The 26,791-nt window shown below is 63.7% G+C and carries 23 protein-coding genes; 13 read left to right on the top strand and 10 right to left on the bottom strand.

Annotated elements, in window-relative coordinates:
• Positions 1-85 precede the first annotated feature (85 nt).
• Positions 86-550 (top strand): nuclear transport factor 2 family protein, encoded by a 465-nt coding sequence (locus JQ629_RS21175; RefSeq protein WP_212414313.1) that lies wholly within the window; start codon positions 86-88, stop codon positions 548-550.
• A 114-nt stretch (positions 551-664) separates the two neighbouring features.
• On the opposite strand, the gene JQ629_RS21170 is transcribed toward JQ629_RS21175, so the two are convergent.
• The 7 genes from JQ629_RS21170 to JQ629_RS21140 all read right to left on the bottom strand — a co-directional run bounded on the left by JQ629_RS21170 (position 665) and on the right by JQ629_RS21140 (position 10,031).
• Positions 665-1,339 (bottom strand): spermidine synthase family protein, encoded by a 675-nt coding sequence (locus tag JQ629_RS21170; protein WP_212414312.1) that lies wholly within the window; start codon positions 1,337-1,339, stop codon positions 665-667.
• Positions 1,340-1,528: 189 nt separating this feature from the next.
• Entirely contained in the window at positions 1,529-4,765 is a 3,237-nt protein-coding gene (locus JQ629_RS21165) for a bifunctional cytochrome P450/NADPH--P450 reductase (protein WP_212414311.1), read from the bottom strand.
• Between the two features lie 206 nt (positions 4,766-4,971).
• Positions 4,972-5,967: an alpha/beta fold hydrolase gene (locus JQ629_RS21160; RefSeq protein ID WP_212385791.1), complete on the bottom strand. Its 996-nt coding sequence runs from the start codon at positions 5,965-5,967 to the stop codon at positions 4,972-4,974.
• 9 nt (positions 5,968-5,976) lie between these two features.
• A complete protein-coding gene (locus JQ629_RS21155; RefSeq protein WP_212385792.1) occupies positions 5,977-7,524 on the bottom strand; it encodes a WS/DGAT/MGAT family O-acyltransferase in 1,548 nt (515 codons plus the stop codon).
• Between the two features lie 102 nt (positions 7,525-7,626).
• Positions 7,627-8,424 carry an alpha/beta hydrolase gene (locus JQ629_RS21150; RefSeq protein ID WP_212414310.1) on the bottom strand — a complete coding sequence of 266 codons (798 nt, stop codon included), beginning with the start codon at positions 8,422-8,424 and terminating at the stop codon, positions 7,627-7,629.
• A complete protein-coding gene (locus tag JQ629_RS21145; RefSeq protein WP_209843454.1) occupies positions 8,424-8,678 on the bottom strand; it encodes a DUF6489 family protein in 255 nt (84 codons plus the stop codon). The genes JQ629_RS21150 and JQ629_RS21145 overlap by 1 nt, the downstream gene beginning before the upstream one ends.
• Before the next feature lie 99 nt (positions 8,679-8,777).
• Positions 8,778-10,031 carry an NAD(P)/FAD-dependent oxidoreductase gene (locus JQ629_RS21140; protein WP_212414309.1) on the bottom strand — a complete coding sequence of 418 codons (1,254 nt, stop codon included), beginning with the start codon at positions 10,029-10,031 and terminating at the stop codon, positions 8,778-8,780.
• A 194-nt stretch (positions 10,032-10,225) separates the two neighbouring features.
• Between JQ629_RS21140 and JQ629_RS21135 the strand changes: the two genes are divergently transcribed.
• The 12 genes from JQ629_RS21135 to JQ629_RS21080 all read left to right on the top strand — a co-directional run bounded on the left by JQ629_RS21135 (position 10,226) and on the right by JQ629_RS21080 (position 24,212).
• On the top strand, positions 10,226-11,821 hold the full coding sequence (locus JQ629_RS21135) for an ABC transporter substrate-binding protein (RefSeq protein ID WP_212414308.1): 1,596 nt from the start codon (positions 10,226-10,228) through the stop codon (positions 11,819-11,821).
• Between the two features lie 106 nt (positions 11,822-11,927).
• Positions 11,928-12,908 carry an ABC transporter permease gene (locus JQ629_RS21130; protein WP_212268443.1) on the top strand — a complete coding sequence of 327 codons (981 nt, stop codon included), beginning with the start codon at positions 11,928-11,930 and terminating at the stop codon, positions 12,906-12,908.
• A 14-nt stretch (positions 12,909-12,922) separates the two neighbouring features.
• Positions 12,923-13,894, top strand: a complete 972-nt coding sequence (locus JQ629_RS21125) for an ABC transporter permease (RefSeq protein ID WP_212414307.1) — start codon at positions 12,923-12,925, stop codon at positions 13,892-13,894.
• The gene (locus tag JQ629_RS21120) at positions 13,891-14,889 is read left to right on the top strand and encodes an ABC transporter ATP-binding protein (protein ID WP_212414306.1); all 999 of its coding nucleotides are present in this window, start codon (positions 13,891-13,893) and stop codon (positions 14,887-14,889) included. Before JQ629_RS21125 ends, JQ629_RS21120 begins: the two co-directional genes overlap by 4 nt.
• Positions 14,886-15,884, top strand: coding sequence for an ABC transporter ATP-binding protein (locus JQ629_RS21115; RefSeq protein ID WP_212414305.1), 999 nt, complete (start codon positions 14,886-14,888; stop codon positions 15,882-15,884). Before JQ629_RS21120 ends, JQ629_RS21115 begins: the two co-directional genes overlap by 4 nt.
• An 88-nt stretch (positions 15,885-15,972) precedes the next feature.
• A complete protein-coding gene (locus tag JQ629_RS21110; protein WP_212414304.1) occupies positions 15,973-17,778 on the top strand; it encodes a gamma-glutamyltransferase family protein in 1,806 nt (601 codons plus the stop codon).
• Positions 17,779-17,806: 28 nt separating this feature from the next.
• Complete coding sequence (locus JQ629_RS21105) at positions 17,807-18,526, top strand: DUF1028 domain-containing protein (protein ID WP_212414303.1); 720 nt, start codon at positions 17,807-17,809, stop codon at positions 18,524-18,526.
• Positions 18,523-19,575, top strand: coding sequence for an ABC transporter ATP-binding protein (locus JQ629_RS21100; RefSeq protein ID WP_249135186.1), 1,053 nt, complete (start codon positions 18,523-18,525; stop codon positions 19,573-19,575). Before JQ629_RS21105 ends, JQ629_RS21100 begins: the two co-directional genes overlap by 4 nt.
• On the top strand, positions 19,572-20,678 hold the full coding sequence (locus JQ629_RS21095) for an ABC transporter ATP-binding protein (protein WP_212414302.1): 1,107 nt from the start codon (positions 19,572-19,574) through the stop codon (positions 20,676-20,678). The genes JQ629_RS21100 and JQ629_RS21095 overlap by 4 nt, the downstream gene beginning before the upstream one ends.
• A 17-nt stretch (positions 20,679-20,695) precedes the next feature.
• Positions 20,696-22,207: an ABC transporter substrate-binding protein gene (locus JQ629_RS21090; protein WP_212414301.1), complete on the top strand. Its 1,512-nt coding sequence runs from the start codon at positions 20,696-20,698 to the stop codon at positions 22,205-22,207.
• A 172-nt stretch (positions 22,208-22,379) separates the two neighbouring features.
• Positions 22,380-23,321, top strand: a complete 942-nt coding sequence (locus JQ629_RS21085) for an ABC transporter permease (protein WP_192737237.1) — start codon at positions 22,380-22,382, stop codon at positions 23,319-23,321.
• A 3-nt stretch (positions 23,322-23,324) separates the two neighbouring features.
• Positions 23,325-24,212 carry an ABC transporter permease gene (locus tag JQ629_RS21080; RefSeq protein WP_212414300.1) on the top strand — a complete coding sequence of 296 codons (888 nt, stop codon included), beginning with the start codon at positions 23,325-23,327 and terminating at the stop codon, positions 24,210-24,212.
• A 134-nt stretch (positions 24,213-24,346) separates the two neighbouring features.
• On the opposite strand, the gene cnbZ is transcribed toward JQ629_RS21080, so the two are convergent.
• From cnbZ to JQ629_RS21065, 3 genes are read right to left on the bottom strand one after another with little or no spacing between them, the layout of a single operon-like run.
• Positions 24,347-25,090 carry a 2-amino-5-chloromuconate deaminase CnbZ gene (gene cnbZ / locus JQ629_RS21075; protein WP_212414299.1) on the bottom strand — a complete coding sequence of 248 codons (744 nt, stop codon included), beginning with the start codon at positions 25,088-25,090 and terminating at the stop codon, positions 24,347-24,349.
• 19 nt (positions 25,091-25,109) lie between these two features.
• A complete protein-coding gene (locus tag JQ629_RS21070; RefSeq protein ID WP_212414298.1) occupies positions 25,110-26,360 on the bottom strand; it encodes an adenylate/guanylate cyclase domain-containing protein in 1,251 nt (416 codons plus the stop codon).
• Entirely contained in the window at positions 26,357-26,746 is a 390-nt protein-coding gene (locus JQ629_RS21065; protein WP_212268458.1) for a response regulator, read from the bottom strand. Before JQ629_RS21065 ends, JQ629_RS21070 begins: the two co-directional genes overlap by 4 nt.
• Positions 26,747-26,791: the final 45 nt, after the last annotated feature.

The following is a 26,791-nucleotide window of genomic DNA, read 5'->3' as shown; positions in this document are numbered from 1 at the left end:
CTTCGTGAGTATCGGGTGCCCTCTTACGGCCGGCGGGGCCGGGCACTATAGACGGCACACCGCTATCGTCAGATGGAGCCCGATCATGGATCTCTTTTTTCGGCCACGCATCGCCCTGGCCACCGTCGTCCTGTTAGCCCTCGCCTCTCCGAGCGCCTGGGCCGCCTCCGCGGCGCAGCAGGAAGCCAACAGAAAAGCGGTGCTCGACTTCTATGAGAAGGGGCTAAACCAAAAAGATGCCGACGGCGCGATCGCCTATATGGGCGACCGCTATGTCCAGCACAACCCGAATGCCGCTGACGGTCCCGAGGGCTTCCGCAAGTTCATTGGATTCCTGCGCGAGAAATTCCCGAACTCCCGCAGCGAGATCAAGCGCTCGTTCGTGGACGGCGATTACGTCATCCTGCATGTCCACGCCATTCGCGAGCCGGGCACGAGGGGGAGCGCGATCATCGACATCTTCAAGCTCGAGAACGGCAAGATCGTCGAGCATTGGGACGCCGTCCAGCCGATCCCCGAGAATCCGGCGAACAGCAACACGATGTTCTGAGGACCGGCTGTAGGGTGGGCAAAGGCGCGCTTGCGCCGTGCCCACCATCGCTATTTGGAACACCTGGAGAGATGGTGGGCACGCTTGCGCTTTGCCCACCCTACGAATCGAAACTCAGCTCTTCGTCGCGATCCAGATGACATGGCGCGCGCCGCCGCCTCTTCCGGTGGCGCGCACGGCAACCTCGTTCACATCGAAACCGGCGGCACGCAGCCGCTTTGAGAACGGCGCGTTGGGTCCGGACGACCAGACGGCCAGGACGCCGCCGGGACGAAGCGCGGTATGTGCCGCGCCCAATCCGGCTGAACTGTAGAGCCCATCATTGGCCTTGCGGGTCAGGCCTTCCGGGCCGTTGTCGACGTCGAGCAGAATCGCATCGAATTTCGATCGGCTGGATCGAATAATCTCGGTGACGTCCACCTCCTGAATGCTGACGCGCGTATCGTTCAGGCTGCCGCCAACAATCTCCGCCATCGGGCCTCGCCCCCAGGCGACGACGGCCGGCACCAGTTCAGCCACCACGATCCGCGCCCCGGCGCCGAGCACCGCAAGCGCCGCCCGCAACGTAAAGCCCATGCCCAATCCGCCGATCAGCAGATGCGGCTTCTTGTTCGCTTCCAGCTTCTTGACTGTGAGCGTGGCAAGTGCCGCTTCGGAACCCGAGAGGCGGCTGTTCATCAGCTCGTTGGTGCCGAGCATGATGGAAAACTCGGCGCCGCGCTTCATCAGGCGGAGTTCCGCATCGGTGCCGGGAATATGTGCGGTGTCGAGCTTTTCCCAGGGAATCATCTGGGGGTTCTAGCACGATTTTTTCGTCGTCCCGGACAAGCGAAGCGCGATCTCAGATGCGCAATTGCGCATCCGGGACCCATAACCACCGAAGGCAATTGTCGCGCCAGGCTGGAGCCACAGCGCAGTTCCAACAACGCATATTTGTGGTTATGGGTCCCGGCGTTCGCCGGGACGACGGATGAAAGACTATCCTCCCGCCCACACATCCAGCACGTAGCGGTTCCTGGCGCCGAGATCGTCGATCCAGCGCAGGCCTGCTGCTTCGTCCGCGCCGGTGCGTTCGCGATAGATCGACACCAGCGCGGCCTTGACGTCCGGCTCCATCTTGCCGCCGTCGCCGCAGACATAGACGATCGCGCCCTTCTCGATCAGATTCCACACCTGATCCTTTTGCGCCGCGACCAGATGCTGCACATAGGTCTTCGGCCCGTCGGCGCGCGAGAACGCGGTGTGCAGTTCGGCGATGCCGTTGGCGGCGAACGCCTTCAGTTCTTCGGCGTAGAGAAAGTCCTGCTCGGGATGGCGGCAGCCGAAGAACAGCATCGCCGCGCCTAAGCTCGCGCCCTTGGCCTTGCGGTCGGTGCGCTCCTGCAGGAAGCCGCGGAATGGCGCCAGCCCCGTGCCGGGTCCGATCATGATGATCGGCACCGACGCATCGTCCGGCAGGCGGAAGCCCGCCTTGGTTTCGCGCACCGTGGCATGGATGGTGTCGCCGGCGCGGCGGCCGGCGAGATAGTTCGAGCAGACGCCCTTGTAGACGCCGCGGCCCGAACTCGCAGGCGCTTCGACCACGCCGATGGTGACGCTGCAGCGCGAAGCATCGCCCGCCGGTGACGACGAGATCGAATAATAGCGCGGCGCCAGCAGCGACAGCATTTCGAGATAAGCATGGAACGGCAGCTCGCAGGCCGGGTATTCCTCCAGCAGGTCGAACACCGATTTGCGTTTCGCCAGTACATCATTGCGATAGAGCTCGGTCGAGGCGGCGTCATCGCCGACATAGGCCAGCAGCTTCGGCTTGGTCATCGGACAACGCGTGTTTTCCGACATGATCTGGATCTGCTTGCGGGTCGCGATCTGCTGCAGCTCGACAAACTCGGTCAAGAGCCGCCCGACCGACACGGCGTCGCCGGTCGGCAGTTGCGCGCGGCGGCCTTCGGCGACCGCGAGCCGGATCTGATCGGCGGGCAGGAAGCCGAAACGGCGCGCGACGGAATCGACCAGCGCCGGATCGTTGCGCGGCACCACGCTGAGGTGATCGCCGACGCGATAGGAAACGCCCGGTGGCAGTTGCACTTCGATATGCCGCGTCGAGCGGTCGGACGGATTGTCGCCGGCCTTGTTCTGCAGCTCGGAATTGACCTGCACCTTCATCGGGGAAACGCCGCCCTGCGCCACGATCACGTTGACGGCGGTCGGCGCCACCGGCTCGATCGTGTAGAGCGGCGCGTCGTCGGCGCTGCGGGTGAAGGTCGACGCGAGGCCGAACTCCTTGGTTGCCGCGGCGGCGGCGGCGGCAAACCATTTTTCGAACTGGCCGTCGAGATCGCTGCGGGCATCACCCTCGCCGCGCTTATGGACGCTGCGCGCGCCGTGCGCGGCCAATTGCTCGTCGATGGCACGAGGCACCGACTGATAGGTCGCCGCCCAGTCGCTGTTGCCGCAGCCGAACACCGCGTAGCGGACTTTGGCCAGCGCATCCTTGGGCAAGCCGCTGTCCAGCCATTTGACGAATTGCGTGGCGTTGTCGGGGGCGGCGCCATTATAGGAGGCGCAGAAGATCAGGACGCCGCCCTGCTCGGGCAGCTTGCCGACGTAGTCATCGAGGGCGCCGAGTTTGGTCGAAAATCCGTTGACCTCGGCGAGATCGGCAACGCGGGTCGCGAGTTCTTCCGCGGTGCCGAGGTTGGAACCGTAGAGCACGAGCAGCGGCGTGTTGTGGCCGGGGCGGTTGCGGGCTGGTGCTGCGGCTGTGTTCGAGGCCGCCACCGCGGCAGCGGCGCGACCAGCGAACGCGCCGCGCTCCTTGTCGGCACGCGGGCGCACCTTGATCTTGAAGCCGTCCGGCTTGATCGTCAGCGTTTCTTTCAAATGCATCTGGTAGCGGTTGACGTCGATCAGCTTGAATCGTTGGAGGATCATGCCGATCGCCAGCGCCGCCTCGTGCATCGCAAAGCCGCGCCCGATACAGGCGCGCTGGCCGTTGCCGAACGGTTTCCAGGCGTTGACCGGACGCTTGGCCTCGGCCTCGCGGCTGAAATTCTCCGGATCGAACGCGTCAGGGTTCGGGCCCCACACGCTGGGATCGCGGTGCAGCGCCATGACGAGCACGGTGACGAAGGTGTTTTTCTTCAGCTTGTATTTGCCGCCGATGGTCTCGTCCTGGAGCGGGGCGATGCCATAGGCCGGCGCCGGCGGCCACAGCCGCAGCGCCTCCTTCAGAATCTGCGTGATGTAGGTCAGCTGCGTGACCTGCTGATAGGTCGGCCGCGCGTCGACATCGGGACCGAGCACGCGGTCGACTTCCTCATAGGCCTTCTTCAGCACGTCGGGATGCTTGAGCAACGCATAGAGCGTGCAGGACAAGAGGCCGCTGGTGGTCTCATGGCCCGCGATCAGGAAGGTGTTGATCTGGTAGCGGATGTTGACGTCGTCGAGCTGCTCGCCGGTGGCGCGGTCGACGCCGGTCATCATGGCGCCGAGCATGTCCTTCTTGCCCTCGGCGGCTTCCGCGTTGCCGCGGCGCTCGGCGATGATCTCGTCGACCATCTTGTTCATGAAGGCGACGTCCAGCGCCAGATCCTTGCGGCGCTTCTGCAGCCACAGGCCTTCGAGCGGGATGCCGCGGGTCATCATGATGGTTTCGAGCGAGCGCACCAGCGATTCCACGAACGGATGATAGTCGCGGCGGTAGAACGAATTGAAGCGGTAGTCGAAGCCGCAAAGGCCGATCGTATCCAGCGTCAGCGCCGTCATGTCGTGGACGACGTCGATCTCCTCGTCGCCGTTCAGCCGCTCCCACTTCTTGACCAGCTGTTCGGCGATATCGACCATGCTCGGATGATAGGACGTCATCGCGCGGTTGCCGAACGGCTGCAGCAGGATGTTGTGCGCCTTGCTCCAGTTCGGCTCTGACGTATCGGCGGTGAAAAGCCCGTCGCCGCCGACCGCGCGCACCCGGCGCAGCGAGCCGCGCACCGCCTTGTCGAAGCGCTTCTCGTCGGACAGTTCGTCGATGAGATCGTGGCCCGACACGATCACCAGCGGCGCACCCATCATGTCGAGCCAGAAGATCGGCCCGAGCTCCTTGGTCAGCCGCACCAGATGCTGAACGGGCGCGTTCGGATCCAGCGACAGCATGTTGCCGACAACGGGCTTTTTCGGCGGATGCGGAATCGGACTGAGTTTGTTCGGTGACGCCATTGTCGATATTACCCCTGCCTCAATTGTCTTAATGCGCCGCGCTCATCCCGTCATTGCTCTCTTCGTCATTCCGGGATGGTCCGAAGGACCAGACCCGGAATCTCGAGATTCTCCGATGTGCAATAGCACATCGTAGTTCGATGCTTTGCATCGCCCCGGAATGACGGCTCAAATCGCTTCGCTCGTAATGACGACGTTTACGTTTCTCACCCAAACCGCTTCCTGCGCCATTCGATCAGTTTGGCGCTGACCTCGTCCGGCTTTTCCTGTTGCGTCCAATGGCCGCTGTCGCGCACCAGATATTTTTCGAGATCGGGAACGATCTTTTCCATGCCGTCAGCCGACGACGGCGGCAGCACATGGTCGTTCTCGGCCATGATCATCAGCGCCGGTACTTTCACCGTGTGATCGATCGCGGCCGAACGCTGCCAGTTGCGCGACATGTTGCGGTACCAGTTGATCCCGCCCGTGAAACCTGACTTCGTGAACGTATCGACGAACACCTTCTTCTCTTCCGGCGACAGGATTGGTGTGCGCGGATCATGTTTGGCGTCGTAACCCGCAATCATCTGCGGAAACGCCAAATTGAGTCGCGGTGAAGCACCGACGCCGGCAACCACCTGATCGGCGGGCGTGTCGGCGGGCCGCGGCACCGGCTTGCGCATGAAGGCGTCAAACGTCTGCTCGACCCGGCTGCCGAAAATCCTGTCGGGCTCGCGGGCCGGATCCTGGAACTGCACGATGTACATGCTGTCGCCGAACCGTTTGCGGAACAGCTCGATCGGATCGGCCGGCGGGCGATCGTGATGCGGCGTGTTGATGCCGACCACGCCGGCAACGCGGTCAATGTGGCGGAGCGGCATCTGCCAGATGATGAAGCCGCCCCAGTCGTGGCCGACGAAGATCGCCTTGTCGATCTTCAGATGGTCCATCAGGCCGACGAGATCGCCGGTCAGGTGCTCGATGTCATAGGCCTCGACCGGCTCGGGCCGGTCGGTCGAACCATAGCCGCGCTGATCCGGCGCGATCACCCGGATCCCGGCCTCGCTTAGCGCCTTGATCTGGTGACGCCAGGAGAACGCGATCTCCGGCCAGCCGTGGCACAGTATGACCGGCGGCTTGTCGGTCTTCGGCCCGGCCTCGTAGTAACCCATGCGAATGCCGTTCGTCTCGGCGAACTGCAGCGGCGGCATTTCAATCATTGCAAAACCCTATTCAGCCGCGCTGGTCATCTTGGACGGCGGCGGCGCATAGGCCGCCTCCAGCGCTTCAAATTCCAGCGGAAGCATGTCGCACAAGACCTGGACATGCGGGATGATGTTGGCGCCGGCGATGAAGCCGAAATCGAGCTGGTCGCGATAGCTCTGCACGGTGATGTTGAGCGCCAGCCCGTGGGTCGAGATCGACACCGGGAAGATGTGCAGCAACTCCGCGCCGGCCGCATAGAGCGTCTGCCGCGGCCCCGGCACGTTGGACACGGTGATGTTCGCCGCCGGCGGCAGCACGTTCGAGAGGTCGGAACGGCTGTAGAGCAGCGCCAGGATCTGCACCACGATCGGCGCGCCCAGCATCGAGATGTTGGACACCTGCGGCATCAAGGCCCGCAGCGGGTGCGACATTTCCTTGGACTTGGTGGATTGCGCGATGATCGCCTCCAGCCGCCCCTTGGGATCTTCGACGTTGGTGGCGATCGAGCAGATCATGCCGAACACCTGGTTGTTGGCCTCGGTGTTGCCTTCCTCGCGCAGCGAAATCGGCACCGCCGCCGTCAGCGACTTGGTCGGCAGCGCGCCCTGCTGCAGCAGATAGCGCCGCACCACGCCGGAGGACAGCGCCAGCACGACGTCGTTGAGCTTGCCGCCGGAGGCCTTCGCCACCGCCTTGGCCCGCGACAGCGAGATCGAGGTGCCGGCAAAGCTGCGCTCCGACGAGATCGCCTTGTTCAGGATGGTCGGCGGCGAAACCATGCTGGCGATGCTGTCGCGCGACTTCGGATCGGAAATCTTGCCGACCACTTCGGAAACGCTCTTGAGCATCGTCGGCACGCTGGCGGCGAATTTCACCGCGCTCTCGATCTGGAACATGGCGTTGTCGAACAGGATCGATCCGAGATCGCTCTTGCCCGAACGCGGCAATTCCAGGCTCTTCGGCGCGGTGGAGGAATCGAACGGCTGGCGCCAGAGCTGCTGATAGGAATCGATCAGGTTGGCGGCGATATCGCGCGGCTCCTGCGCGACCTTGCGCGCGGTCGGCGGCTCGACCTGGCGCGGCACCGGCGTCAGATCGTAGATCATGTTGGTGAGCGCCGCACCGGCGCCGCCGTCGATGCAGGCGTGGTGCATCTTGGAATAAAGCCCGATCTCGTTGTCCTTCATGCCCTCGAAGACATAGAACTCCCAGAGCGGGCGCGCGCGGTTGAGCAGCTTGGCATGCATCCAGCCGACGATGCGCTCCAGCGTCGCGCGGTCGTAGGGGGCCGGCAGGCTGCCGCGGAAAATGTGGCGGTCGATGTCGAACTGGTCGTCCTCGACCCAGGACGGATGATCGATGTCGAGCGGCGCCTTTTCCAGGCGCGCCTTCAGGATCGGCGCAAGATGCAGCCGCGAGCCGATCATCGCCTTGAACTCTTCGAAGAAGTTGCCGTTGTAATTCTCAGGCAGGCGGAAGATCGCCATGCTTCCGACATGCATCGGCATTTCCGGCGTTTCCAGATACAGAAACGACGCGTCCATCGAGGACAGTTTCTTGGCGTCAGTCATGTTTTCCTCCCGCAGAGATCACGCGACGCCTTGATGGCGCTTCTGGCGTTCAGATGGTCCTGAAGACGGGGGTTGGGTGTCCCCGGTCTTCAACGACCTTGGTCAGGATAGTGCATTTTCCGGGGCCCCATATGCAATGGCAAACGGCCCCGATCGGTCAAATTGCTTAAATTCGCCTTCCGGCTGCGCCAGGCGGTCGGCCACCGCCCACAAGGCGGCCGGGTTGACGCCAAGGCCGATATGGCTTGCGAGATGCACCTCGATATTTTCGGCCGTGCTGGAGGGGCGCAGCAGGCTGGTACGCCAGTTCACGATGCCATCGGTGCGGGAATAGATCGAGGTCGCGGGCACCGGCAGGTCGCCGGCGATCGCTTCCCGGATCTCTGGATTGTCGTTGATGCCTTCCCCCGACAGCGCTTCGTACAGTCGCGTCGCATTGGTCGCGGTGATGTCGTTGGCGAACGGGCTGCCGAGCGTGATCACCGATCGCACCAGGTCCGGCAGTTGCAGCGCGAGATCGCGTGCGTAGATGCCGCCGAGACTCCAGCCAATGATGCTGACCTTTCGTCCCGTGGTCTCGTGGATTCGCTTGACGAGGTCGCGCAGCGCACCGCGCTTGCTGGCGACGCCGCCGAAATTGCGGCCCATGTTCCAGGCATAGCTGTCGTAGCCGAGCTCCTTCAGGTAGCGCCGCATCGGCGCCATCGACAAATCGCTGGCGAGGAATCCCGGCAGCGTCAGCACCGGATGACCGTCGCCCTTCGGGGCGCGCATCAACAGCGGCGACAGCAGCAGACTCGAATTCAGTTCGAACACGCTTCTGGCTTCGGCGAGCATCAGGAACAGGCTCGGCGGACGAAGCTTGCGTTCTGCCGCCGGCGAGTCCTCCGCGACGGCCACTATTTCTTGTCCTTCTTGGCCATGCCGCCGAGACCGGCCATGGTCACGAACATGTCCTGAAAGCGTTCAGCGATCTTGGGGTCGAACGTGAACCAGGACTGCATCAGCGATTCCGGCGAGACCTTGTCGATGTTGGCCATCATCTGCTGCTGCAATTTGTCCATGACCGCCGTCTGCATCGGCTGAACGTCCGGAAGGCCGAAAAACTGCCGGGCCTCGAGCGGCGTGCAATCAATTTCGACGTTTACCTTCATGGCCGCTCCTTCATTAATGGCTTGCCGCAGTATCACCGTGACTGGCTGAGTCACGCAAGGACAAGACCGCCTTCCGGGGCCCCCATTCGCCCCCTATGGTCAACCAAAACGTTCGACAGCAAAAGGGGTAGTATCGGCAAACGGGGTCTCGCCGGTCATCATTTCCGCCAGCAGCCGGCCGGTTGCGGGTCCGAGCGTCAGGCCGTGGTGCTGGTGGCCGAAATCGAACCACAAACCGGGATGGCGGGGCGCCTTCCCGATCACCGGCAGCATATCCGGCAAACAGGGCCGCGCCCCCTTCCATGGCCGGGCGTCGACCGGCTCCCCCAGGGGAAACAACTTATGCGCCTTTGGCATGGCCCGTTCGACCTGGACCGGGGTCGGCGGCGCATCGCGGCGGGCCATCTCGGCGCCGGTGGTCAGGCGAATGCCGCGGTTCATCGGCGCCAGCAGAAAGCCCTGATCGGTGTCCAGCACGGGATGATTGAGCACGGCGTTGCCGCGCGGCGCCAGATGGATGTGATAGCCGCGCTTGACGTTGAGCGGGATCGAATAGCCGAGCGGGGCGAAGATCTGATCGGACCACGGCCCCATCGCGACGACGACTTCGCGCGCGGTGATTGACCCTTTCTGGGTTGCGACGCGCCAGCGCGCACCGGATTGTTCGAGCGTTCGCGCATCGCCGACCAGGAACCGGCCGCCCTTGCGGCCGAACAGCGCCGCATAGGCCTTGGTGAGGCCGCCGGGATCGGGGACAAAACCGGGATCGGGAAAATGCACCGCGCCGGCGAAATCGCCGGTCAAATTCGGCTCGCGCGCCGCGATAGCAGATGCGTCGAGGATGTCGCCCGCGACGCCATATTGCTTGGCGCGTTCGAGTTCCTTCACCGCTTTCGCCAGCGTCGCATCGGAGCGATAGAGCTTGATCCAGCCGGTGCGGCGCAACAGCTCCGGCACATCGGCTTCCGCGATCAGCGCCTCATGCTCGACCAGGCTGCGCTGGATCAGCGGCAGTTCGGCCATTGCACTGTGCAGCGCACGCTCCGGCGAAGACGCCAGGAAGTAACGCATCAGCCAGGGCAGGAAGGACGGCAGATCGGCGAAATGATAACGCAGCTGCGGCGTACGGTTGGTTGCATATTGCAGGATCTGGCGCAGATCGCGGGGAAACATGTAGGGAAAGACCGACGCGCATTCGATCAGTCCGCCATTGCCATAGCTGGTCTCCTCGCCGGCAAGTTCGTGCCGGTCGATCAGGACCGTATCGCGGCCCTTTTTCTGCAGGTGCAGGGCAGCGCCGACGCCGACCATGCCCGCCCCCAACACAAGAACGTCAGCCTTCAGTTCCGCCACCCCGCACTCCGAAAGTTTAATGTAACGCGGTCTCGCGCTCGGCTTAAGGTGAAGCTAGACGTTGCCGCATCGCGGTGCAAACCGGTCCGCTGAAGGGGATCGCGCTTGCGCGGTGGCTGGACTTTGGCAACATGGATCGGCAATATCCGCCGCTATTCCGGAATTGGGCTGATCAAAGCGGGGAAATCGAACAAATGTCGTTACGTCAGAGTTTGCTTGCAGTGGCTACGGTTACAATGCTCGGCTTTGCGGTTGCGCCGGCATCGGCCCAGACCCTGCGCTACGCCAACCAGGGCGACCTCAAATCGCTGGATCCGTATACGCTCAACGAATCCACCACGCATGCGCATCTTGGGCAGGTCTATGAAGGCCTGATTGCGCGCGACAAGGACCTGAAGATCATACCGGGGCTGGCCGAACGCTGGGAAACCCCGGAGCCGACCCGCTGGCGCTTTCATTTGCGCAAGGGTGTCAAGTTCCAGAACGGCGACCCCTTCACCGCCGACGACGTGGTGTTCTCGGCCGACCGCGCTCGCGCCAAGGGTTCGAACGTACAGGCCCGCATCGCCGCCGACGTAAAGGTCGTCAAGGTCGACGACAACACCGTCGATTTCATCCTGACCTCGCCCAATCCCATTCTGCACTACCAATGGGATACCTGGTACATCATGGACAAGAAGTGGGCCGAGGCGAACAACGCCACGGCACCGACGCCGGCCGCAGCGACAACGCCGAGCTTCGCTTCGCTCAACGCCAACGGCACCGGCGCCTTCACCGTCGAGAGCCATCAGCCCGGCGTCAAGACCGTGTTCAAGGCGAACCCGAATTGGTGGCGCAAGCCCGAGCACAATCTCAAGGAAATCGTCTTCACGCCGATCGGGTCCGACGCCACGCGCGTCGCCGCCCTGCTGTCGGGCGAAGTCGACATCATGGAGCCGGTTCCGACCCAGGACATCGGCCGCGTCGATTCTACCCCGACCACCCAGGTGATGAAGGGGCCTGAGCTGCGCACCATCTTCCTCGGCATGGACCAGGCCCGTGACGAATTGCTGTATTCGAACATCAAGGGCAAGAATCCATTCAAGGACATCAAGGTCCGCGAGGCCTTCTTCAAGGCGATCGATATCGAACTGATCAAGACCCGCGTGATGCGTGGGCTCTCGACGCCCTCGGCCCTGATGATTGCGCCGCAACTGTTTCCGCTTTCCAAGGACTTTACCCGCCCGAAATTCGATCCCGACGGCGCCAAGAAGCTCTTGACGGAAGCGGGCTATCCCGACGGTTTCCAGGTCACGATGGATTGCCCCAACGACCGCTATGTCAACGACGCCGCGATCTGCCAGGCGGTGGTTGGCATGCTGGCGCGCATTGGCGTCAAGGTCGATCTGCTGGCGCAGCCCAAGGCGCAGTATTTCGCCAAGATCCTGAAACCCGGCGGCTACCAGTCATCGTTCTATCTGCTCGGCTGGACGCCAGGCACGTCGGACTCGCACAATGTGCTCTATGACATCATGGGCTGCCGCGACGACCCGAAATCCTCACGCGGCGAAGCCAACGTTTCCGGCTACTGCAACAAGAAGATGGACGAGATCACCGACAAGGTGCTGGTCGAACCCGATCCTGCCAAGCGCGATCAGCTGATCAAGGAAGCGTTCGAGATCGCGGCGAAGGATTACGCCTACATCCCGCTGCATCAGCAGGCGCTGGCCTGGGGCGTGTCGAAAAAGCTCAAAGTGGTGCAGCGCGCCGACAACCAGGTCCTGCCCTACTGGATGGTCAAAGAACCGTAGGCAGGCCCAACGACCCAGGTCCCGGTGGCTTCGCGCCCCCGGGACTTTTCGTTTCCGGCGGACAGTGACGTCCGCCACAGCGTAAAGAGAGAAGTGAAAGGATCACATGCTCGCTTTCACTCTTCGCCGGGCGATTCAGGCGATCGGCGTCATGCTTGCGGTCGGGATCATCTCGTTTTCGATGTTCCGGTTCGCCGGCGACCCCGTCAACCAGATCGTCTCACTGGATACGTCTGCGGCCGAACGCGAAGCGGTGCGCAAGTCGCTTGGTCTCGACGATCCCGTGGTGATGCAGTTCGCGCGTTATTTCGGCAATGCCGCCCAGTTCAAATTCGGCGTTTCCTATCAATTCCGCCAGCCGGTCTCGAGCCTGCTCGCCGAGCGCATGCCGGCGACGCTGGAACTCGCGATCTGCGCCACCATCTTCGCGATGGTGTTCGGCATCCTGATGGGGGTTTATTCGGCGCTCAAACGCGACAGCGCGCTTGCCAAAATATTCCAGGCCGTATCGCTGATCGGAATTTCGCTACCGACCTTCCTGATCGGTATTTTGCTGATCTATCTGTTCTCGGTGACGCTGGGCTGGCTGCCCTCGTTCGGCCGCGGCGATGTCGTGCGGGTGGGCTGGTGGACCACGGGCCTCCTGACTCTTTCCGGCCTCAAGGCGCTGATCCTGCCGTCCATCACGCTCGGCCTGTTCCAGCTGACCCTGATCATGCGGCTGGTGCGCGCTGAAATGCTGGAAGTCCTGCGCACCGATTACATCCGCTTCGCGCGTGCCCGCGGCCTGACCACGCGGGCGATCCATTTCGGCCACGCGCTCAAGAACACGCTGGTTCCCGTCATCACCGTGGCCGGGTTGCAATTTGGCTCGGTTATTGCATTTGCCATCATCACCGAGACCGTATTCCAGTGGCCGGGCATGGGGTTGCTGTTCGTGCAGGCAGTGCAAAACGTCGATATCCCGATCATGGCCGCCTACCTTTTGATGGTGTCGCTGATCTTCGTCACCATCAACCTGGTGGTCGATATTCTCTACACCGTCGTCGATCCGCGCTTGCGCTCGACCATCCGCCGTCCGGCTTGAAAGAAAGATTATCGATGTCCGACGCCGTCGTTCCCCACCAAGCCGAGCCAAGCGCAGCAGTTACGCGCGCCGGCACGGGCTGGTTCAGACGCGCGCTCGACAGCGACATCTTCTATTCGTTCCGCCGTTCCAAGCTGACGATGGTGGCGGCAGCCGTTACGCTCCTGTTTTTCCTGCTGGCGATCTTCGCTTCGGTCCTTTCGGTGCAGAACCCGTTCGATCCGGCGCAGCTTCAGTTGATGAACTCGCGCATTTCGCCGCTGTGGACCGCCGACGGCCAGAGCCCGTTCCTGCTCGGAACCGACGAACAGGGCCGCGACGTGTTCTCCGCCATTCTCTACGGGCTTCGGATCTCGCTCGTCGTCGGCGTGCTCGGCGTCGTCTTGGCCGGCACGCTCGGAATTACGCTTGGGCTGATCGCTGGCTATGTCGGCGGCGCGGTCGATGGCCTGATCATGCGCATCGCCGACGTGCAGCTCACCTTCCCGGCCATCCTGATCGCGCTCCTGGTCAACGGCGTCGCCAAGTCGGTGTTCGGCAACCGGCTTGACGCCATGAGTACGCTGGTGGTGCTGGTGATCGCGATCGGACTGAGTTTCTGGGTGCAGTATGCCCGCACCGTGCGCGGCTCCGTCATGGTCGAGAAGAACAAGGATTATGTCGCGGCCGCCCAATTGATCGGACTCCCCGCCCCCATCATCATGCTGCGTCACGTGCTGCCGAACACGATGGGTCCGATCCTGGTGATCGCCACCATCAACCTGGCGCTCGCCGTCATTACGGAAGCCACGCTGTCATTCCTCGGCGCCGGGATGCCCGATACCATGCCGTCGCTGGGCACGCTGATCCGGATCGGCAACAATTATCTGTTTGCGGGCGAATGGTGGATCGTGGCCTTCCCCGGCTTTGCGCTGGCCGGACTGATCCTTTCCATCAATCTGCTCGGCGACTGGCTGCGCGACGCGCTCAACCCGAAGCTCCGATGACGACTCCTGTCCTTTCCGTGCGTAACCTCGAGGTGGAGTTCCACACCCGCCGCAGCGTGTTGCACGCCATCAACGGCATCTCCTTCGACATCGCCAAGGGCGAGGTGCTCGGCGTGGTCGGCGAATCCGGCGCGGGAAAATCCGTGACGGGCCTTGCCGTGATCGGCCTGATCGATCCGCCCGGACGCATCTCGGGCGGCGAGATCCATCTGTCGGGGATGCGGATCGATCATCTGCCGCCGGAAGAGATCCGCCGCATCCGCGGCAAACGCATCGGGATGATCTTCCAGGATCCGCTCACCAGCCTCAATCCGCTCTACAAGATCGGCGACCAGATCGTCGAAACCATCCGGACCCATCTCAATCTCTCGGAAACCGCGGCGCGCAAGCGCGCCATCGACCTGTTGGCGGAGGTCGGAATTCCCGCGCCGGAAAAACGCATCGACGCCTATCCGCATGAATTCTCCGGCGGCATGCGCCAGCGCGTCGTGATCGCGCTTGCGATCTGCGCCGAACCGGATCTGATCATCGCCGACGAACCGACCACGGCCCTCGACGTCTCCGTGCAGGCGCAGATCATCTCGCTGATCAAGCGCCTCGGCCGCGACCATGGCACCGCCGTGATGCTGGTGACGCACGACATGGGCGTGATCGCCGAAACCTCCGACCGCGTCGCGGTGATGTATTCGGGTAGGATTGCCGAGATCGGCCCGGTTCAGGACGTCGTGCAGAACCCGCTGCATCCCTACGCCAAGGGCTTGATGGGCGCGATCCCGACGCTGGCGGGCGAAGACAAGCGGCTGGTGCAGATACCCGGTTCGATGCCGCGGCTGTCGGCGATCCCGAAAGGCTGCTCGTTCAATCCGCGCTGCGGCTTCGTCTTCGACCGTTGCCGCGTCGAGCGTCCGGAGCCGATCGCACACGGTACGCAGGCCGTGGCCTGTCATCTCTATGATGACGCGGCCAAGACGGCGATCAAGGAGACCGCGGCATGAGCGCGGCACCCTTCATCGACGTCAGGAATTTGCGCTGCGAGTTCGACGTCTCAAAGCCGTGGCTCAACCGCGTGCTTGAAGGCGGGCACCTGGAATTCCTGAAAGCGGTCGACGGCGTGACCTTCGGCATCAAGAAGGGCGAGACTTTTGCCCTCGTCGGCGAATCCGGTTCGGGCAAGACCACCGTGGCACGGATGGTGGTCGGATTGCTGCCGCCGAGCTCCGGCGAAGTCGTCATCGACGGCGTCTCGATGACCGATGCAAGGCAGGCGCAGGTACGGCAGAAGCTGCGCCGCCGCATCCAGATGATCTTCCAGGATCCCTATGCGAGCCTCAACCCGCGCTTCCGGGTCGATGCCATCGTCTCCGAGCCGATCCGCGCCTTCGACCTGATCGCGGGCGAGCGCGACATCGCCGCACGCGTCGGTGAATTGCTGAGTCTCGTCGGCCTGCATGCCGACGACGGCCTGAAATTTCCGCATGAGTTTTCCGGCGGCCAGCGCCAGCGCATCGCGATCGCCCGCGCGCTGGCCTCGGAAGCCGAATTCATCGTCTGCGACGAGCCGACCTCGGCGCTTGATGTCTCGGTGCAGGCGCAGATCCTCAATCTGATGCGCGACCTGCAGGACAAGTTCGGCCTGACCTATCTCTTCATCAGCCATAACCTTGCCGTGGTGCGCCATATGGCGAGCCGCATCGGCGTGATGTATCTCGGCCGCATCGTCGAAATCGCGGAAGGACGCGAACTCTTCAGCAATCCGCGGATGCCCTACACCAAGATGCTGCTGGGTGCGGTTCCTGATTTGGCGATGTCCGGCCGCCAGCGGATTCCGGTCAAGGGCGAGATCCCCAATCCGATCAACCCACCGCCCGGCTGCGCCTTCAACCCGCGCTGCCCGCTGGTCTACGATCTCTGCCGCCAGCAGGCGCCCGCACTGATCAACGGCGTCGCCTGCCACGCCGTCAATTCGCCGGCCGAGGCCGTGCCTGCCTGATCACAGGGATGGGTCAACCAAACGGTTGGCAGCAAGCTCTCACTGTGGTCAAGTGGCGCACCAAATACCAGTGCAGCATCGGATTCCCATGAGCAACATCAATCCCGATCCGTTCACCACCAGGCCTGAAATCGAAGGCACGTTCGGCGTCGTGACCTCGACCCACTGGATCGCCACCGCGGTCGGGATGGGCATCCTGGAAAAGGGCGGCAATGCGTTCGATGCGGGCGTTGCCACCGCCTTCACGCTGCAAGTGGTCGAGCCGCATCTCAACGGTCCGGGCGGCGATGTGCCTATCATCGTGCATGACACCAAGCGCGGCCGCACCGAAGTGATCTGCGGCCAGGGCCCGGCGCCGGCGGGCGCCACCATCGCGCATTACCGCAGCGAGGGGCTGGAGATGGTGCCCGGCACCGGCTTGCTCGCGGCCTGCGTGCCCGGCACGTTCGAATCCTGGATGCTGCTCTTGCGCGATTACGGCACGATGCGGCTGCGCGACGTGCTGGAACCCGCGATCGCCTATGCCCGCGACGGTTATCCCCTGGTGGAGCGCGCGGCGGCGACGATTCAGATCGTCGAAAAACTGTTCCGCAATCACTGGAAGACATCGGCTGCGGTCTATCTGCCGAACAATGAAGTGCCAAAACCCGGCACGCTCTTCACCAACAAGCAGCTCTCGGAAACCTACGCCCGCATCCTGAAAGAAGCCGAGAGCGCCGGCGGCGATCGCGTCGCGCAGATCGAAGCCGCGCGCAAGGCCTGGTCGCACGGCTTCGTCGCGGAGGCGATCGACAAGTTCTGCCGCACGCAGGACGTCATGGACGTCAGCGGCTCACCGCATCGCGGCGTGCTCCGTGCCGACGACATGGCGCGCTGGCAGCCGACCGTCGAGGCGCCGCTGACTTATGACTACGGCCGCTACACCGTGTGCAAGCCCGGCGTCTGGAGCCAGGGCCCTGTCATGCTGCAGCAGCTGGCGCTGCTCAAGGGTTTTGAACTCGACGGGCTCGATCCAACTGGGCCCGAATTCATCCATCTGCAGATCGAATGCGCCAAGCTCGCCTTCGCCGACCGCGAGAAATTCTATGGCGATCCAAAGTTCACCGACATCCCGATCGCGACCTTGCTGTCGGACGCCTATAACGACGAACGTCGCAAGCTGATCTCAAGGGACAAGGCTTCGCTCGATTTCCTCCCGGGCTCCGTCGAGGGTTTTGGCTCGGTCGTCAAGATGCGCCGCGCCGAAGGCCATCGCGAGGCGGTTGGCGCCATGGGCGCCGGCGAGCCGACCGTCGGCCGCTTCGGCGAAGTGCGCGGCGACACCGTGCATTTCGACATCATCGACCAGGCCGGCAACATGATCTCGGCGACGCCGTCCGGCGGGTGGCTGCAATCCTCGCCGGTGATTCCCGAACTCGGCTTCTGCCTCGGCAGCCGCGCCCAGATGTTCTGGCTCGAGGAAGACCATCCCGCGGCACTGGCGCCGGGCAAACGCCCGCGCACCACGCTATCGCCGACCATGGCGCTACGCGACGGCGAACCGTACATGGCCTGGGGCTCGCCCGGCGGCGACCAGCAGGATCAATGGACCACGCAATTCTTCCTGCGCCACGTTCACGCCAATCTGAACCTGCAGGAAGCGATCGACGCGCCGGCATGGCACTCCGAACATTTCCCGATCTCGTTCTGGCCGCGCACCGCCCGGCCCGGCGTGCTGGTCGTTGAAAACCGCGTGCCGAAGGCGACTATCGATACCTTGAAGAGCCGCGGCCATGTCGTCGAGGTCGGCCCCGACTGGTCGGAAGGCCGCCTCACCGCCGCCTCCAAGGTCGGCCGCCGCCGCCGTGCGGCCGCCAATCCCCGGGGCATGCAAGGCTACGCGGCCGGACGATAAGGGCTTCAGATGACTTGTAAGGTTTGAGATGACTTGGTCGATCATCGCGCGCGATCCCGCAACCGGCCAGTTCGGCATCGCGGTCGCGACCAAATTCTTCGCAGTCGGCGCGCGCGTACCGCATGTCGTGGCCGGCATCGGCGGCATCGCGACCCAGGCGCTGGTCAATCCCTATTACGGCATCGACGGCGTGAAACTGTTGAGCCAGGGACGTGCACCGGACGACATCCTCAAGACCCTGATCGCCACAGACGACGGCCGCGAAAGCCGGCAATTGCACATCATGGACGCGAAAGGCCGCATCGCCGCGCATACCGGCCGCGATTGCGTCGACTGGTGCGGACACATTCAGGGCGACGGCTTCTCGATCGCGGGCAACATGCTGGCCGGCGCCGCCGTGCTCGACGACACCGCAAAAGCCTATGTGGCCAACGCTGGGCTACCCTTTCCCCGACGGCTGATCGCGGCAATGCATGCGGGCGAAGCGGCGGGCGGCGACAAGCGCGGTAAGCAGTCCGCGGCGCTGCTGATCCATGGCGAGGAGGAATGGTCCGAGCTCAATTTGCGTGTCGATGACCACACCGATCCGCTGCGCGAGCTCGAGCGGCTCGAAGAAGTGAGCCGCGAGCGCTGGGTGCATTTCCGCGCATTCATGCCGACGCGCAAGAATCCCGCCGGGATCACCGATCGCGCGACCATCGACGCCGGGATCGAAGCCAGCATCAAAGCGGCCGCGGGCAAGGCATGACCTCAAGAGCGTTTTCAAGCGAAGTGGGAACCGGTTCGCGTCAAGAAAACGCGTCAAATCCAGAATCCAGCCCGCTGATCGAGATCGAGGGACTGCGCGTCGTTTTCCATGGCGACGACGGCCGCTCGACGCACGCGGTCGATGCCGTCGATCTCAGCGTGGCCAATGGCGCGACACTCGGACTGGTCGGCGAATCCGGCTGCGGCAAGAGCGTGACGTCGCTCGCCATCATGGGGCTCCTGTCGAAGCATTCGGCGGAAGTTTCCGGCTCGATCCGCTTCGACGGTTTTGATCTGCTCGACGTCCCCGACGAAACCCTGCGCGACCTGCGCGGCAACCGGCTGGCGATGATTTTTCAGGAACCGATGACCTCGCTCAATCCGAGCTTCACCATCGGCGACCAGATCATCGAGACCATCCTGCGCCATCGCGGCGGATCGAAGCGCCAGGCGCGCGAGCGCGCCATCGAACTGCTGCGCCGCGTCCACATCCCCTCGCCCGACAAGCGCGTCGACGAATATCCGCACAAGCTGTCCGGCGGCATGCGCCAGCGCGTGATGATCGCGATGGCGCTGGCCTGCGATCCCCGCCTCCTGATCGCGGACGAACCGACCACCGCGCTCGACGTCACGCTGCAGGCGCAGATCCTCGATCTGATGCGCGAGCTGAAGGCCGCGAGCGGCGCCGCGATCATCCTGATCACCCACGATCTCGGCGTGGTCGCCGAGGTCTGCGACGAGGTCGCCGTGATGTATGCCGGCGAGATCGTCGAGCGCGCGCCGGTTGATGAGCTGTTCGCCAATCCGCAGCATCCCTACACCGTCGGCCTGCTCGGCTCGATTCCGCGGCTCGACCGCCGCGCCTCGCATCTCGCCACCATCGAGGGCATGGTGCCGAACATGGCCAGTCCGCCGCCCGGCTGCCGCTTCTCGGCGCGGTGTCCTTTTGTCGCCGACATCTGCGTCGCGGCGCCGCCGCCGCTGGCGATCCTCAGCCCCGGCCACGCCTCGCGCTGCATCAGGGCGCCGCTGGAGCGGCTGGTGTCATGACCGCGCTGCTCGAAGTCGAAGGACTTGTAAAACATTTCGTCGCGGGACGTTCGGTGTTCGGCCGCGCCACTGCCTTCGTCAAGGCCGTCGACGGCGTCAGTTTCCGCGTCGAGGCCGGCAAGACGCTGGCGCTGGTCGGTGAATCCGGCTGCGGCAAATCCACCGTGAGCCGGCTGGTGCTGCGGCTGATCGAACCGGACGCCGGCAGCGTTCGCTTCGAGGGCCGCGATCTCCTCGCGCTGGGCGCCAATGAACTGCGCAACTTCCGCCGCGACGCGCAGATCATCTTTCAGGACCCTTACGCCTCGCTCAACCCGCGCATGACGGTGAGCCAGATCCTGACCGAGCCGCTGGCGCTGCATGATCTGGTGCCGGCGCCGCGCCGCCGCGAGCGGGTCGAGGAATTGCTGCGGCTGGTCGGGCTGGAGCCGCGCTTTGCGCGCCGTTATCCGCATGAATTTTCCGGCGGCCAGCGCCAGCGCATCGCGATTGCACGGGCGCTGGCGGTGGAACCGAAACTGATCATCTGCGACGAGCCGGTGTCGGCGCTCGACGTCTCGATCCGCTCGCAAATCCTGAACCTGCTGCGCGATTTGCAGAACCGGCTGGGTCTTGCGTACATTTTTGTTTCGCACGACCTTGCCGTCGTAAAGCACATTGCCGACCGCGTCGCGGTAATGAATCTCGGCGTCATCGTCGAGACCGCGGATGCGCAGGCATTGTTTGCCGCCCCGCGGCATCCCTATAGCCGGGCTCTGTTGTCAGCTATTCCCGTACCCAAGCCGCAGGCCAAACGCAGCCGCATCGTGCTGCAGGGCGAGATGCCGAGCGCGCTCGATCCGCCGTCCGGCTGCCGCTTTCATACCCGCTGCCCCTACGTGGTCGAGCGCTGCCGCACCGACGTGCCGCAGCTCTTGGCCGACAGCACGGGGCACGCCACCGCTTGCCATCGGATGGCGGAACTGCCGGCGCCTGATAGCATCGTTCCCAGTGATGGCGGCTTTTCTCCGGTGCTGGAAAAACTGGTCGCCGCCTTTGGGCGGGCGGAAGGTGCGGGCCGTAACGGGGTTGATATATCAGGAACACGACCGGCAGCAGTGTAATCAAGGGGATTGTTGCGATGAAAATCTTGCGTTTAGCGGTAACTGCGGCAGCTCTGTTGTTGTCGTTCGAGGCGAGTGTTCAGGCCCAGACCACGCTGCGCATCGGCCTGGCCGAGGACCCGGACATTCTCGATCCGACGCTCGGGCGTACCTATGTCGGCCGCATCGTGTTCGCATCATTGTGCGACAAGCTGTTCGACATCGACGAAAAGATCAACATCGTGCCGCAGCTCGCGCTGTCGCATGAGACCTCGGCCGACGGCAAGGAGGTCATCATCAAGCTGCGGCCGGGCGTGAAATTCCACGACGGCGAGCCGCTGGACGCCGAGGCCGCGAAATTCTCGCTCGACCGCCATCTGACCATGCCGACCTCGTTCCGCAAGCCGGAGCTGGCGCAGCTCGACCGTGTCGACGTGGTCGATCCCCTCACCATCAAACTGGTGTTGAAGACGCCGTTCTCGCCCCTGATCGCCCAGCTCACCGACCGCGCCGGCATGATGGTTTCGCCCAAGGCCGCGAAGGCCGAAGGCGACAAGTTCGGCTTGAAGCCGGTGTGTGCAGGGCCATACAAGTTCGTCGAGCGCGTGCAGCAGGACCGTATCGTGTTCGAGAAATTCGCCGACTACTGGAACAAGGACGCGATCAAGATCGACCGCATCGTTTATCTGCCGCTGGTCGACGCCACCGTGCGTCTCGCCAATCTGAAATCCGGCGGCCTCGATCTGATCGAGCGCCTGCTCGCCACCGACATCAAGGCGGTGCAGAGCGACCCGAAGCTGAAATTATCCAGCGCCATCGAGCTCGGCTATCAGGGCGTGACGCTGAACGTCGGCAAGGACAAGGCCAAGGGGCCGCTCAGCCAATCCGCAAAGGTCCGCCAGGCGCTCGATCTGTCGCTCGATCGCGAGGCCATCAACCAGGTGGTGTTCAACGGCGAATTCAAGCCCGGCAACCAATGGGTCAATTCCGATCATCCCTATTACCAGAAAGCCTTTCCGGTCCGCGGCCGCGACATCGCCAAGGCCAAGGCGCTGCTGAAGGAAGCCGGCGTCACGGCGCCCGTCAGCGTCGATTTCATGGTGCCGAAGGGCGCGGAAACCGAAGCGGTGGCGCAGGTGATCCAGTCGATGGCCTCCGAAGCCGGCTTCGACATGAAGATCAGGGTCACCGAATTCGCAACCTCGCTGAAGCTGGCTGAATCAGGCGAATACCAGGCCTTCATGCTGGCCTGGAGCGGCCGGATCGACCCCGACGGCAATTCCTACGTGTTCCAGAAATCCAACGCGCCGCAGAACTACAGCGCGTGGTCCAATGCCGAAGCCGACAAGGCGCTCGACGACGGACGTCTTGTGACGGATCAGGCGCAGCGCAAAGCCATCTATGAGAAGCTGGCCAAGCTCGTGCTCGAGGAAAAGCCACTGCTCTACATCTATCACCGCAAGATCCTGATCGCGCATAGTACAAAACTCGAGGGCTACAAGCAGATGCCGGACGGGCTGGTGCGCGTGACCGGGTTGACGCTGAAGTGAGAGGCCGACCCATGCTCACGTGTCCCGAACGCGGTGCAGCGCGCTCGGGATCGCGCTTCGCGCGACTCCGGCGCTGCTCCGCAGAGCCGGGATCTACCGTGCGGCCAGACTGGGTCCCGGTTCAGCAGCGCAACATTGCATGTTGCGCCGCGCCCGGGACACGGGGAAAGCCATGCTGAACTTCCTCGGCCAGCGTATCCTGCAACTGATCCCGACGCTGTTCTTCGTGTCGGTCCTGATCTTTTCGCTGCAGCATCTGTTGCCCGGCGATCCCGCGCTGGTCATGGCCGGCGAGGAGCGCGATCCCGAGGTGATCGCGCAAATCCGCGCGCAATACCGGCTCGATCAGCCGATCCCGATCCAGTACGTCTATTGGGTCAAGGGCGTGCTGTCGGGGGATTTCGGCGAGTCGCTGCGCATCAAGGTGCCGGTGCTGAGCCTGATCGCGCAGAAACTGCCGGTGACGATCCAGCTCGGCTCGATGGCTATCGTGATCGCCTTCCTGATCGGCATTCCCGCCGGAATCGTATCGGCCGTAAAGAAAGGTACGGCGTGGGACTACGGCGCCAACCTGTTCGCGCTGTGGGGCATCTCGACACCGAATTTCTGGCTCGGCATCATGCTGATCTTCCTGTTCTCGATCGAGCTCGGCTGGCTTCCGGCCTCCGGCTATGTGCCGCTGTCGGAAAACTGGCGCGCCAGCCTCGCGTCCACCATCATGCCTGCTTTCGTGCTCGGCAATGCGATTGCCGCGATCCTGATGCGGCACACCCGCAGCGCCATGCTGCAGGTGCTGGAAAGCGACTACGTCCGCACAGCCCGCGCGAAGGGCCTTTCCGAACGCTCGGTGATCCTCAAGCACGCCATGCGCAACGCGCTGACGCCGGTGATCACGCTCGGCGCGCTCGAACTCGGCACGCTGCTGTCGGGCGCGGTGCTGACCGAGCAGATTTTTTCGATTCCGGGTTTTGGAAAATTGATCGTCGACGCGGTGTTCAACCGCGACTACGCGGTCGTGCAGGGCGTCGTGCTGACGACGGCGACGATCTACATCACGCTGAATCTTGTCGCCGATATCGCCTATGTCCTCGTCAACCCGCGGCTGAGGGCATAACCCATGACCGACGTCGCCCTCGGCACCCTTTCAAAAGTCGCCTCCGATGAACTGGAGAGCCCGACCCGGCGCGCGCTGCGGCGGCTGTTCAAACGCAAGGGCGCCGTGGTCGGCCTGATTGTCATCGCGCTGTTCGTGGTGCTCTCGCTGTTCGCGCCGCTGATCGTGCCCTATGACCCGATCGCAACCAGCTGGTCGCTGGTGCGCAAGCCGCCGACGCTGCAGCACTGGTTCGGCACCGACGATCTCGGCCGCGATATCCTGGCCCGCGTGGTCTACGGCGCGCGGGCCTCGCTGATGGCCGGCGCGATCTCGGTCGGGATTGCGCTCGGCATCGGCGTGCCGCTCGGCCTGCTGTCGGGCTATCGCGGCGGCTTCATCGACGGCCTGATCAGCCGCATCACCGATGCGATGCTGGCCTGCCCGTTCCTGATCCTCGCCATTGCGCTGGCGGCGTTTCTCGGCCCGAGCCTCGGCAATGCCATGATCGCGATCGGCATCTCGGCGACGCCGATCTTCGTCCGGCTGACCCGCGGCCAGGTGATGAGCGTCAAGGTCGAGGATTATGTCGAGGCCGCGCGTGCGATGGGCAATCCGCGCTGGCGCATCGCGCTGTTCCATATCCTGCCGAACATCATGCCGGCGCTTTTGGTGCAGGCGACGCTGTCGATCGCGGCCGCCATCATTGCGGAGGCCGCATTGTCGTTCCTCGGCCTCGGCCAGCAGCCGCCCTCGCCGTCCTGGGGCAGCATGCTCAACGCCGCGCAACGTTTCCTGACCAACGCGCCCTGGATGGCGATCTGGCCGGGACTTGCGATCTTCCTCGTGGTGCTGTCGTTCAACCTGGTCGGAGACGGCCTGCGCGACGCGCTCGACCCAAGGGAGCGTTAGGCGGAGGCGGGCGGTTTTGACCGCCGTCATTGCGAGCGCAGCGAAGCAATCCATCCGTCCAAGCGGAAAGCATGGATTGCTTCGTCGCTTTGCTCCTCGCAATGACGAAAATAAAGTCCTAAAGAACTCCCCGCTTAAATCACCAGCTCCCGCAACACCCGCCGGCAATCCATCTCGTATTCGAGGTCGATCACCGGGGGCCTTGCAAAATGCCAGGTCACGCCCGAACGCGCGGCGCCGCGGCGGACCAGCTCTTCGGCAAACACCGGATGGAAGTCGTGGATCGTGTAGGTCTGTGCCGCCGTCGCATCCTTCCAGCCGAAGCCGAACTCGCCCATGCGCTTTTCCATCGTGGCGACCACATGACGGATCTTTTCCTTCATCCCCTCCGGGCTGAGGTCGCGGTAGCGCACCGTGCGCTCGGCATAGGTCGCACCGCCTTCGAGCGATTCGCCGCTCCCCGCGATCACGAAACTCGGCGCCATGTTCCCGCTCGGACGCGTGAACGAGAAGGCATGGAACGACGGCTCGGCCGGCGGGTCGATCTCGGGACAGACATTGCTGCGCGCCACCGGGTTGGTGGTGCCGTCATAGATCTCCCATTCGGCGAGCGTCTTGACATAGTGCAGGTTGAAGTTACGGAAGCCCTCGTCGGTGAACGCCGCAGGCGAACGCAGCTCGCAGGCGCAGAACGACGTCAACGGCCTGCCCGCGGCCTGAATGTATTTGGCGATCCGGGCAAAACCTTCGGCCAGCGCCACCGGTTTGTCGAACCGCACCCGCTCGATCTCAAAACCGGGGTTGGCTGCTGCGCCGGCCGAATACTGAAACACCGCCGGGATGAACCGGTAATTGCCTGCCACAAAGTCGGTCGTCATATCCGCTCTCCGTTTCTTGTTATTCCAATTGCATGCAGACGCCCTTGGCGCCGTTGAGCAGCCGCTTCAAATGAAAGCCGGCGAGCGCATCGTCGGCATGCGCGCCGACCAGCGCCGCAAAGGCCGGCATTGCCGCCGGGTCACCGGCCTCGAGCTTGGCGAAGGCTTCGGAATATTGCGACGTCGCGGGGCTCTCAAACGCTGTCGCCGTCAACGGCTCATAGGCGCGCAGCGGCTCGCTGCGTCCGCGCAGCACGAGGTCGCCGACCGGCCGGCCGCGGAAATCCCCGGCGCCATCAGCGGCGACCGCGCTGACGCAAATCCGCGTGCCCAGGAACTTGTTGGCGGCCTCCAGCCGCGCCGCCGTGTTGATGGTGTCGCCATAGGCGGTGTAGTCGAAAAACCTGCTGCCGCCGAAATTGCCGACCAGCGCGGGACCGGCGTGAACGCCGACGCGCGTGGCCCCGAAATTCACGCCCTTTTCCTTCCAGCGCAGGCGAAACTCCTGCGCCCAGAGATCGAGATCGTGGGCGCAGGCGATCGCGCGCCTGGTGTAATCAGGCTGATCCCCCGGCGCGTTGAACAGAATCTGGATCGCATCGCCGATGATCTTGGCGACCGTCCCCTCATGCGCGAACACCACGTCGGTCATGCCGCCCACATAGTCGCCGAGCAGCGTACCCAGCACGTCGGGTGCGGCGGTTTCCACCAGCGAGGTAAAACCGGTGATGTCGGTGAAGATCGCCGCGACCTCGCGCCAATGCACCTCCATGCCGTCGCTGTCGCCGATGGCGGCAAGACGGCTCGCAATCTGCGGCGAGAAATAACGCGACAGCGAGGCGTGCGCGCGCTCGGCCTCGGCCTGGCGGCGGCGCGCCTCGCGCATCATCTCGACATGGCGGATGGTCTTGTCGATCGTCATTTCCAGATCGCCGAAATCGATCGGCTTGGTCAGGAAATCGAACGCGCCGCGATTCATCGCGGTGCGGATGTTGCTCATGTCGCCATAGGCGGACACGATGATGGTGGATTTCTTGTCTTCGGCCTCCTGCAGCCTGGCGAGCAGCGACAGCCCGTCCATGCGCGGCATGTTGATGTCGGATACCACCATGTCGACATGCGGGTTCTGCTCGATCGAGGCCAACGCTTCGATCCCGTCATGGGCGAACACAAAGGCTACGATGCCGTCGCGGATCTGACGACGGAATTTCTGCAGCACCAGAGCCTCGAGATCGGGCTCGTCGTCGACGACGAGGATCGTTGCGGTCATGCGGCTTGCCCGAGCCGGGTATCGATCTCGTGGCGCAGCAGCGCAAAATCGATCGGCTTGGTCAAGAGGCCGATCGCGCCGCGCTCGATCGCCTTGCGGCGGGTTTCGGCATCGCCATAGGCGGTGATCATGATGACGGGCACATCAGGCCGCGCCGCGCGCACCTTCGGCAGCATTTCAAGCCCGCTCATGCCGGGCATGTTGATGTCGGACAGGATCAGGATCAGCGACGGGTCACGAACTTCCGCAGCACGCTCCAGCGCCGCAGGCGCCGACGGCGCGAACTCCATCGTAAAGCGACCGGATTTGAGGTCGCGCCGGAACTGCTGCCGAAACAGCGTTTCGACATCGGGCTCGTCATCCACGACGAGGATGTAAACGCTCAATTTTGCCTCCAGTATCATTGGGCATGACCTTACCCGAAAACCGGT

It is taken from the genome of Bradyrhizobium sp. AUGA SZCCT0222 (genome assembly GCF_018130205.1).
Classification (GTDB): Bacteria; Pseudomonadota; Alphaproteobacteria; order Rhizobiales; family Xanthobacteraceae; genus Bradyrhizobium.
The sequence above is the reverse complement of the archived record's forward strand: the minus strand, read 5'-3'. Positions and strand labels throughout refer to the sequence as shown.

Coding starts and splice junctions, on each gene's coding strand:
- JQ629_RS21175 (WP_212414313.1), top strand. CDS start 86: ATGGATCTCTTTTTTCGGCCACGCATCGCCCTGGCCACCGTCGTCCTG.
- JQ629_RS21170 (WP_212414312.1), bottom strand. CDS start 1,339: ATGATTCCCTGGGAAAAGCTCGACACCGCACATATTCCCGGCACCGAT.
- JQ629_RS21165 (WP_212414311.1), bottom strand. CDS start 4,765: ATGGCGTCACCGAACAAACTCAGTCCGATTCCGCATCCGCCGAAAAAG.
- JQ629_RS21160 (WP_212385791.1), bottom strand. CDS start 5,967: ATGATTGAAATGCCGCCGCTGCAGTTCGCCGAGACGAACGGCATTCGC.
- JQ629_RS21155 (WP_212385792.1), bottom strand. CDS start 7,524: ATGACTGACGCCAAGAAACTGTCCTCGATGGACGCGTCGTTTCTGTAT.
- JQ629_RS21145 (WP_209843454.1), bottom strand. CDS start 8,678: ATGAAGGTAAACGTCGAAATTGATTGCACGCCGCTCGAGGCCCGGCAG.
- JQ629_RS21135 (WP_212414308.1), top strand. CDS start 10,226: ATGTCGTTACGTCAGAGTTTGCTTGCAGTGGCTACGGTTACAATGCTC.
- JQ629_RS21130 (WP_212268443.1), top strand. CDS start 11,928: ATGCTCGCTTTCACTCTTCGCCGGGCGATTCAGGCGATCGGCGTCATG.
- JQ629_RS21125 (WP_212414307.1), top strand. CDS start 12,923: ATGTCCGACGCCGTCGTTCCCCACCAAGCCGAGCCAAGCGCAGCAGTT.
- JQ629_RS21120 (WP_212414306.1), top strand. CDS start 13,891: ATGACGACTCCTGTCCTTTCCGTGCGTAACCTCGAGGTGGAGTTCCAC.
- JQ629_RS21115 (WP_212414305.1), top strand. CDS start 14,886: ATGAGCGCGGCACCCTTCATCGACGTCAGGAATTTGCGCTGCGAGTTC.
- JQ629_RS21110 (WP_212414304.1), top strand. CDS start 15,973: ATGAGCAACATCAATCCCGATCCGTTCACCACCAGGCCTGAAATCGAA.
- JQ629_RS21105 (WP_212414303.1), top strand. CDS start 17,807: ATGACTTGGTCGATCATCGCGCGCGATCCCGCAACCGGCCAGTTCGGC.
- JQ629_RS21100 (WP_249135186.1), top strand. CDS start 18,523: ATGACCTCAAGAGCGTTTTCAAGCGAAGTGGGAACCGGTTCGCGTCAA.
- JQ629_RS21095 (WP_212414302.1), top strand. CDS start 19,572: ATGACCGCGCTGCTCGAAGTCGAAGGACTTGTAAAACATTTCGTCGCG.
- JQ629_RS21090 (WP_212414301.1), top strand. CDS start 20,696: ATGAAAATCTTGCGTTTAGCGGTAACTGCGGCAGCTCTGTTGTTGTCG.
- JQ629_RS21085 (WP_192737237.1), top strand. CDS start 22,380: ATGCTGAACTTCCTCGGCCAGCGTATCCTGCAACTGATCCCGACGCTG.
- JQ629_RS21080 (WP_212414300.1), top strand. CDS start 23,325: ATGACCGACGTCGCCCTCGGCACCCTTTCAAAAGTCGCCTCCGATGAA.
- cnbZ (WP_212414299.1), bottom strand. CDS start 25,090: ATGACGACCGACTTTGTGGCAGGCAATTACCGGTTCATCCCGGCGGTG.
- JQ629_RS21070 (WP_212414298.1), bottom strand. CDS start 26,360: ATGACCGCAACGATCCTCGTCGTCGACGACGAGCCCGATCTCGAGGCT.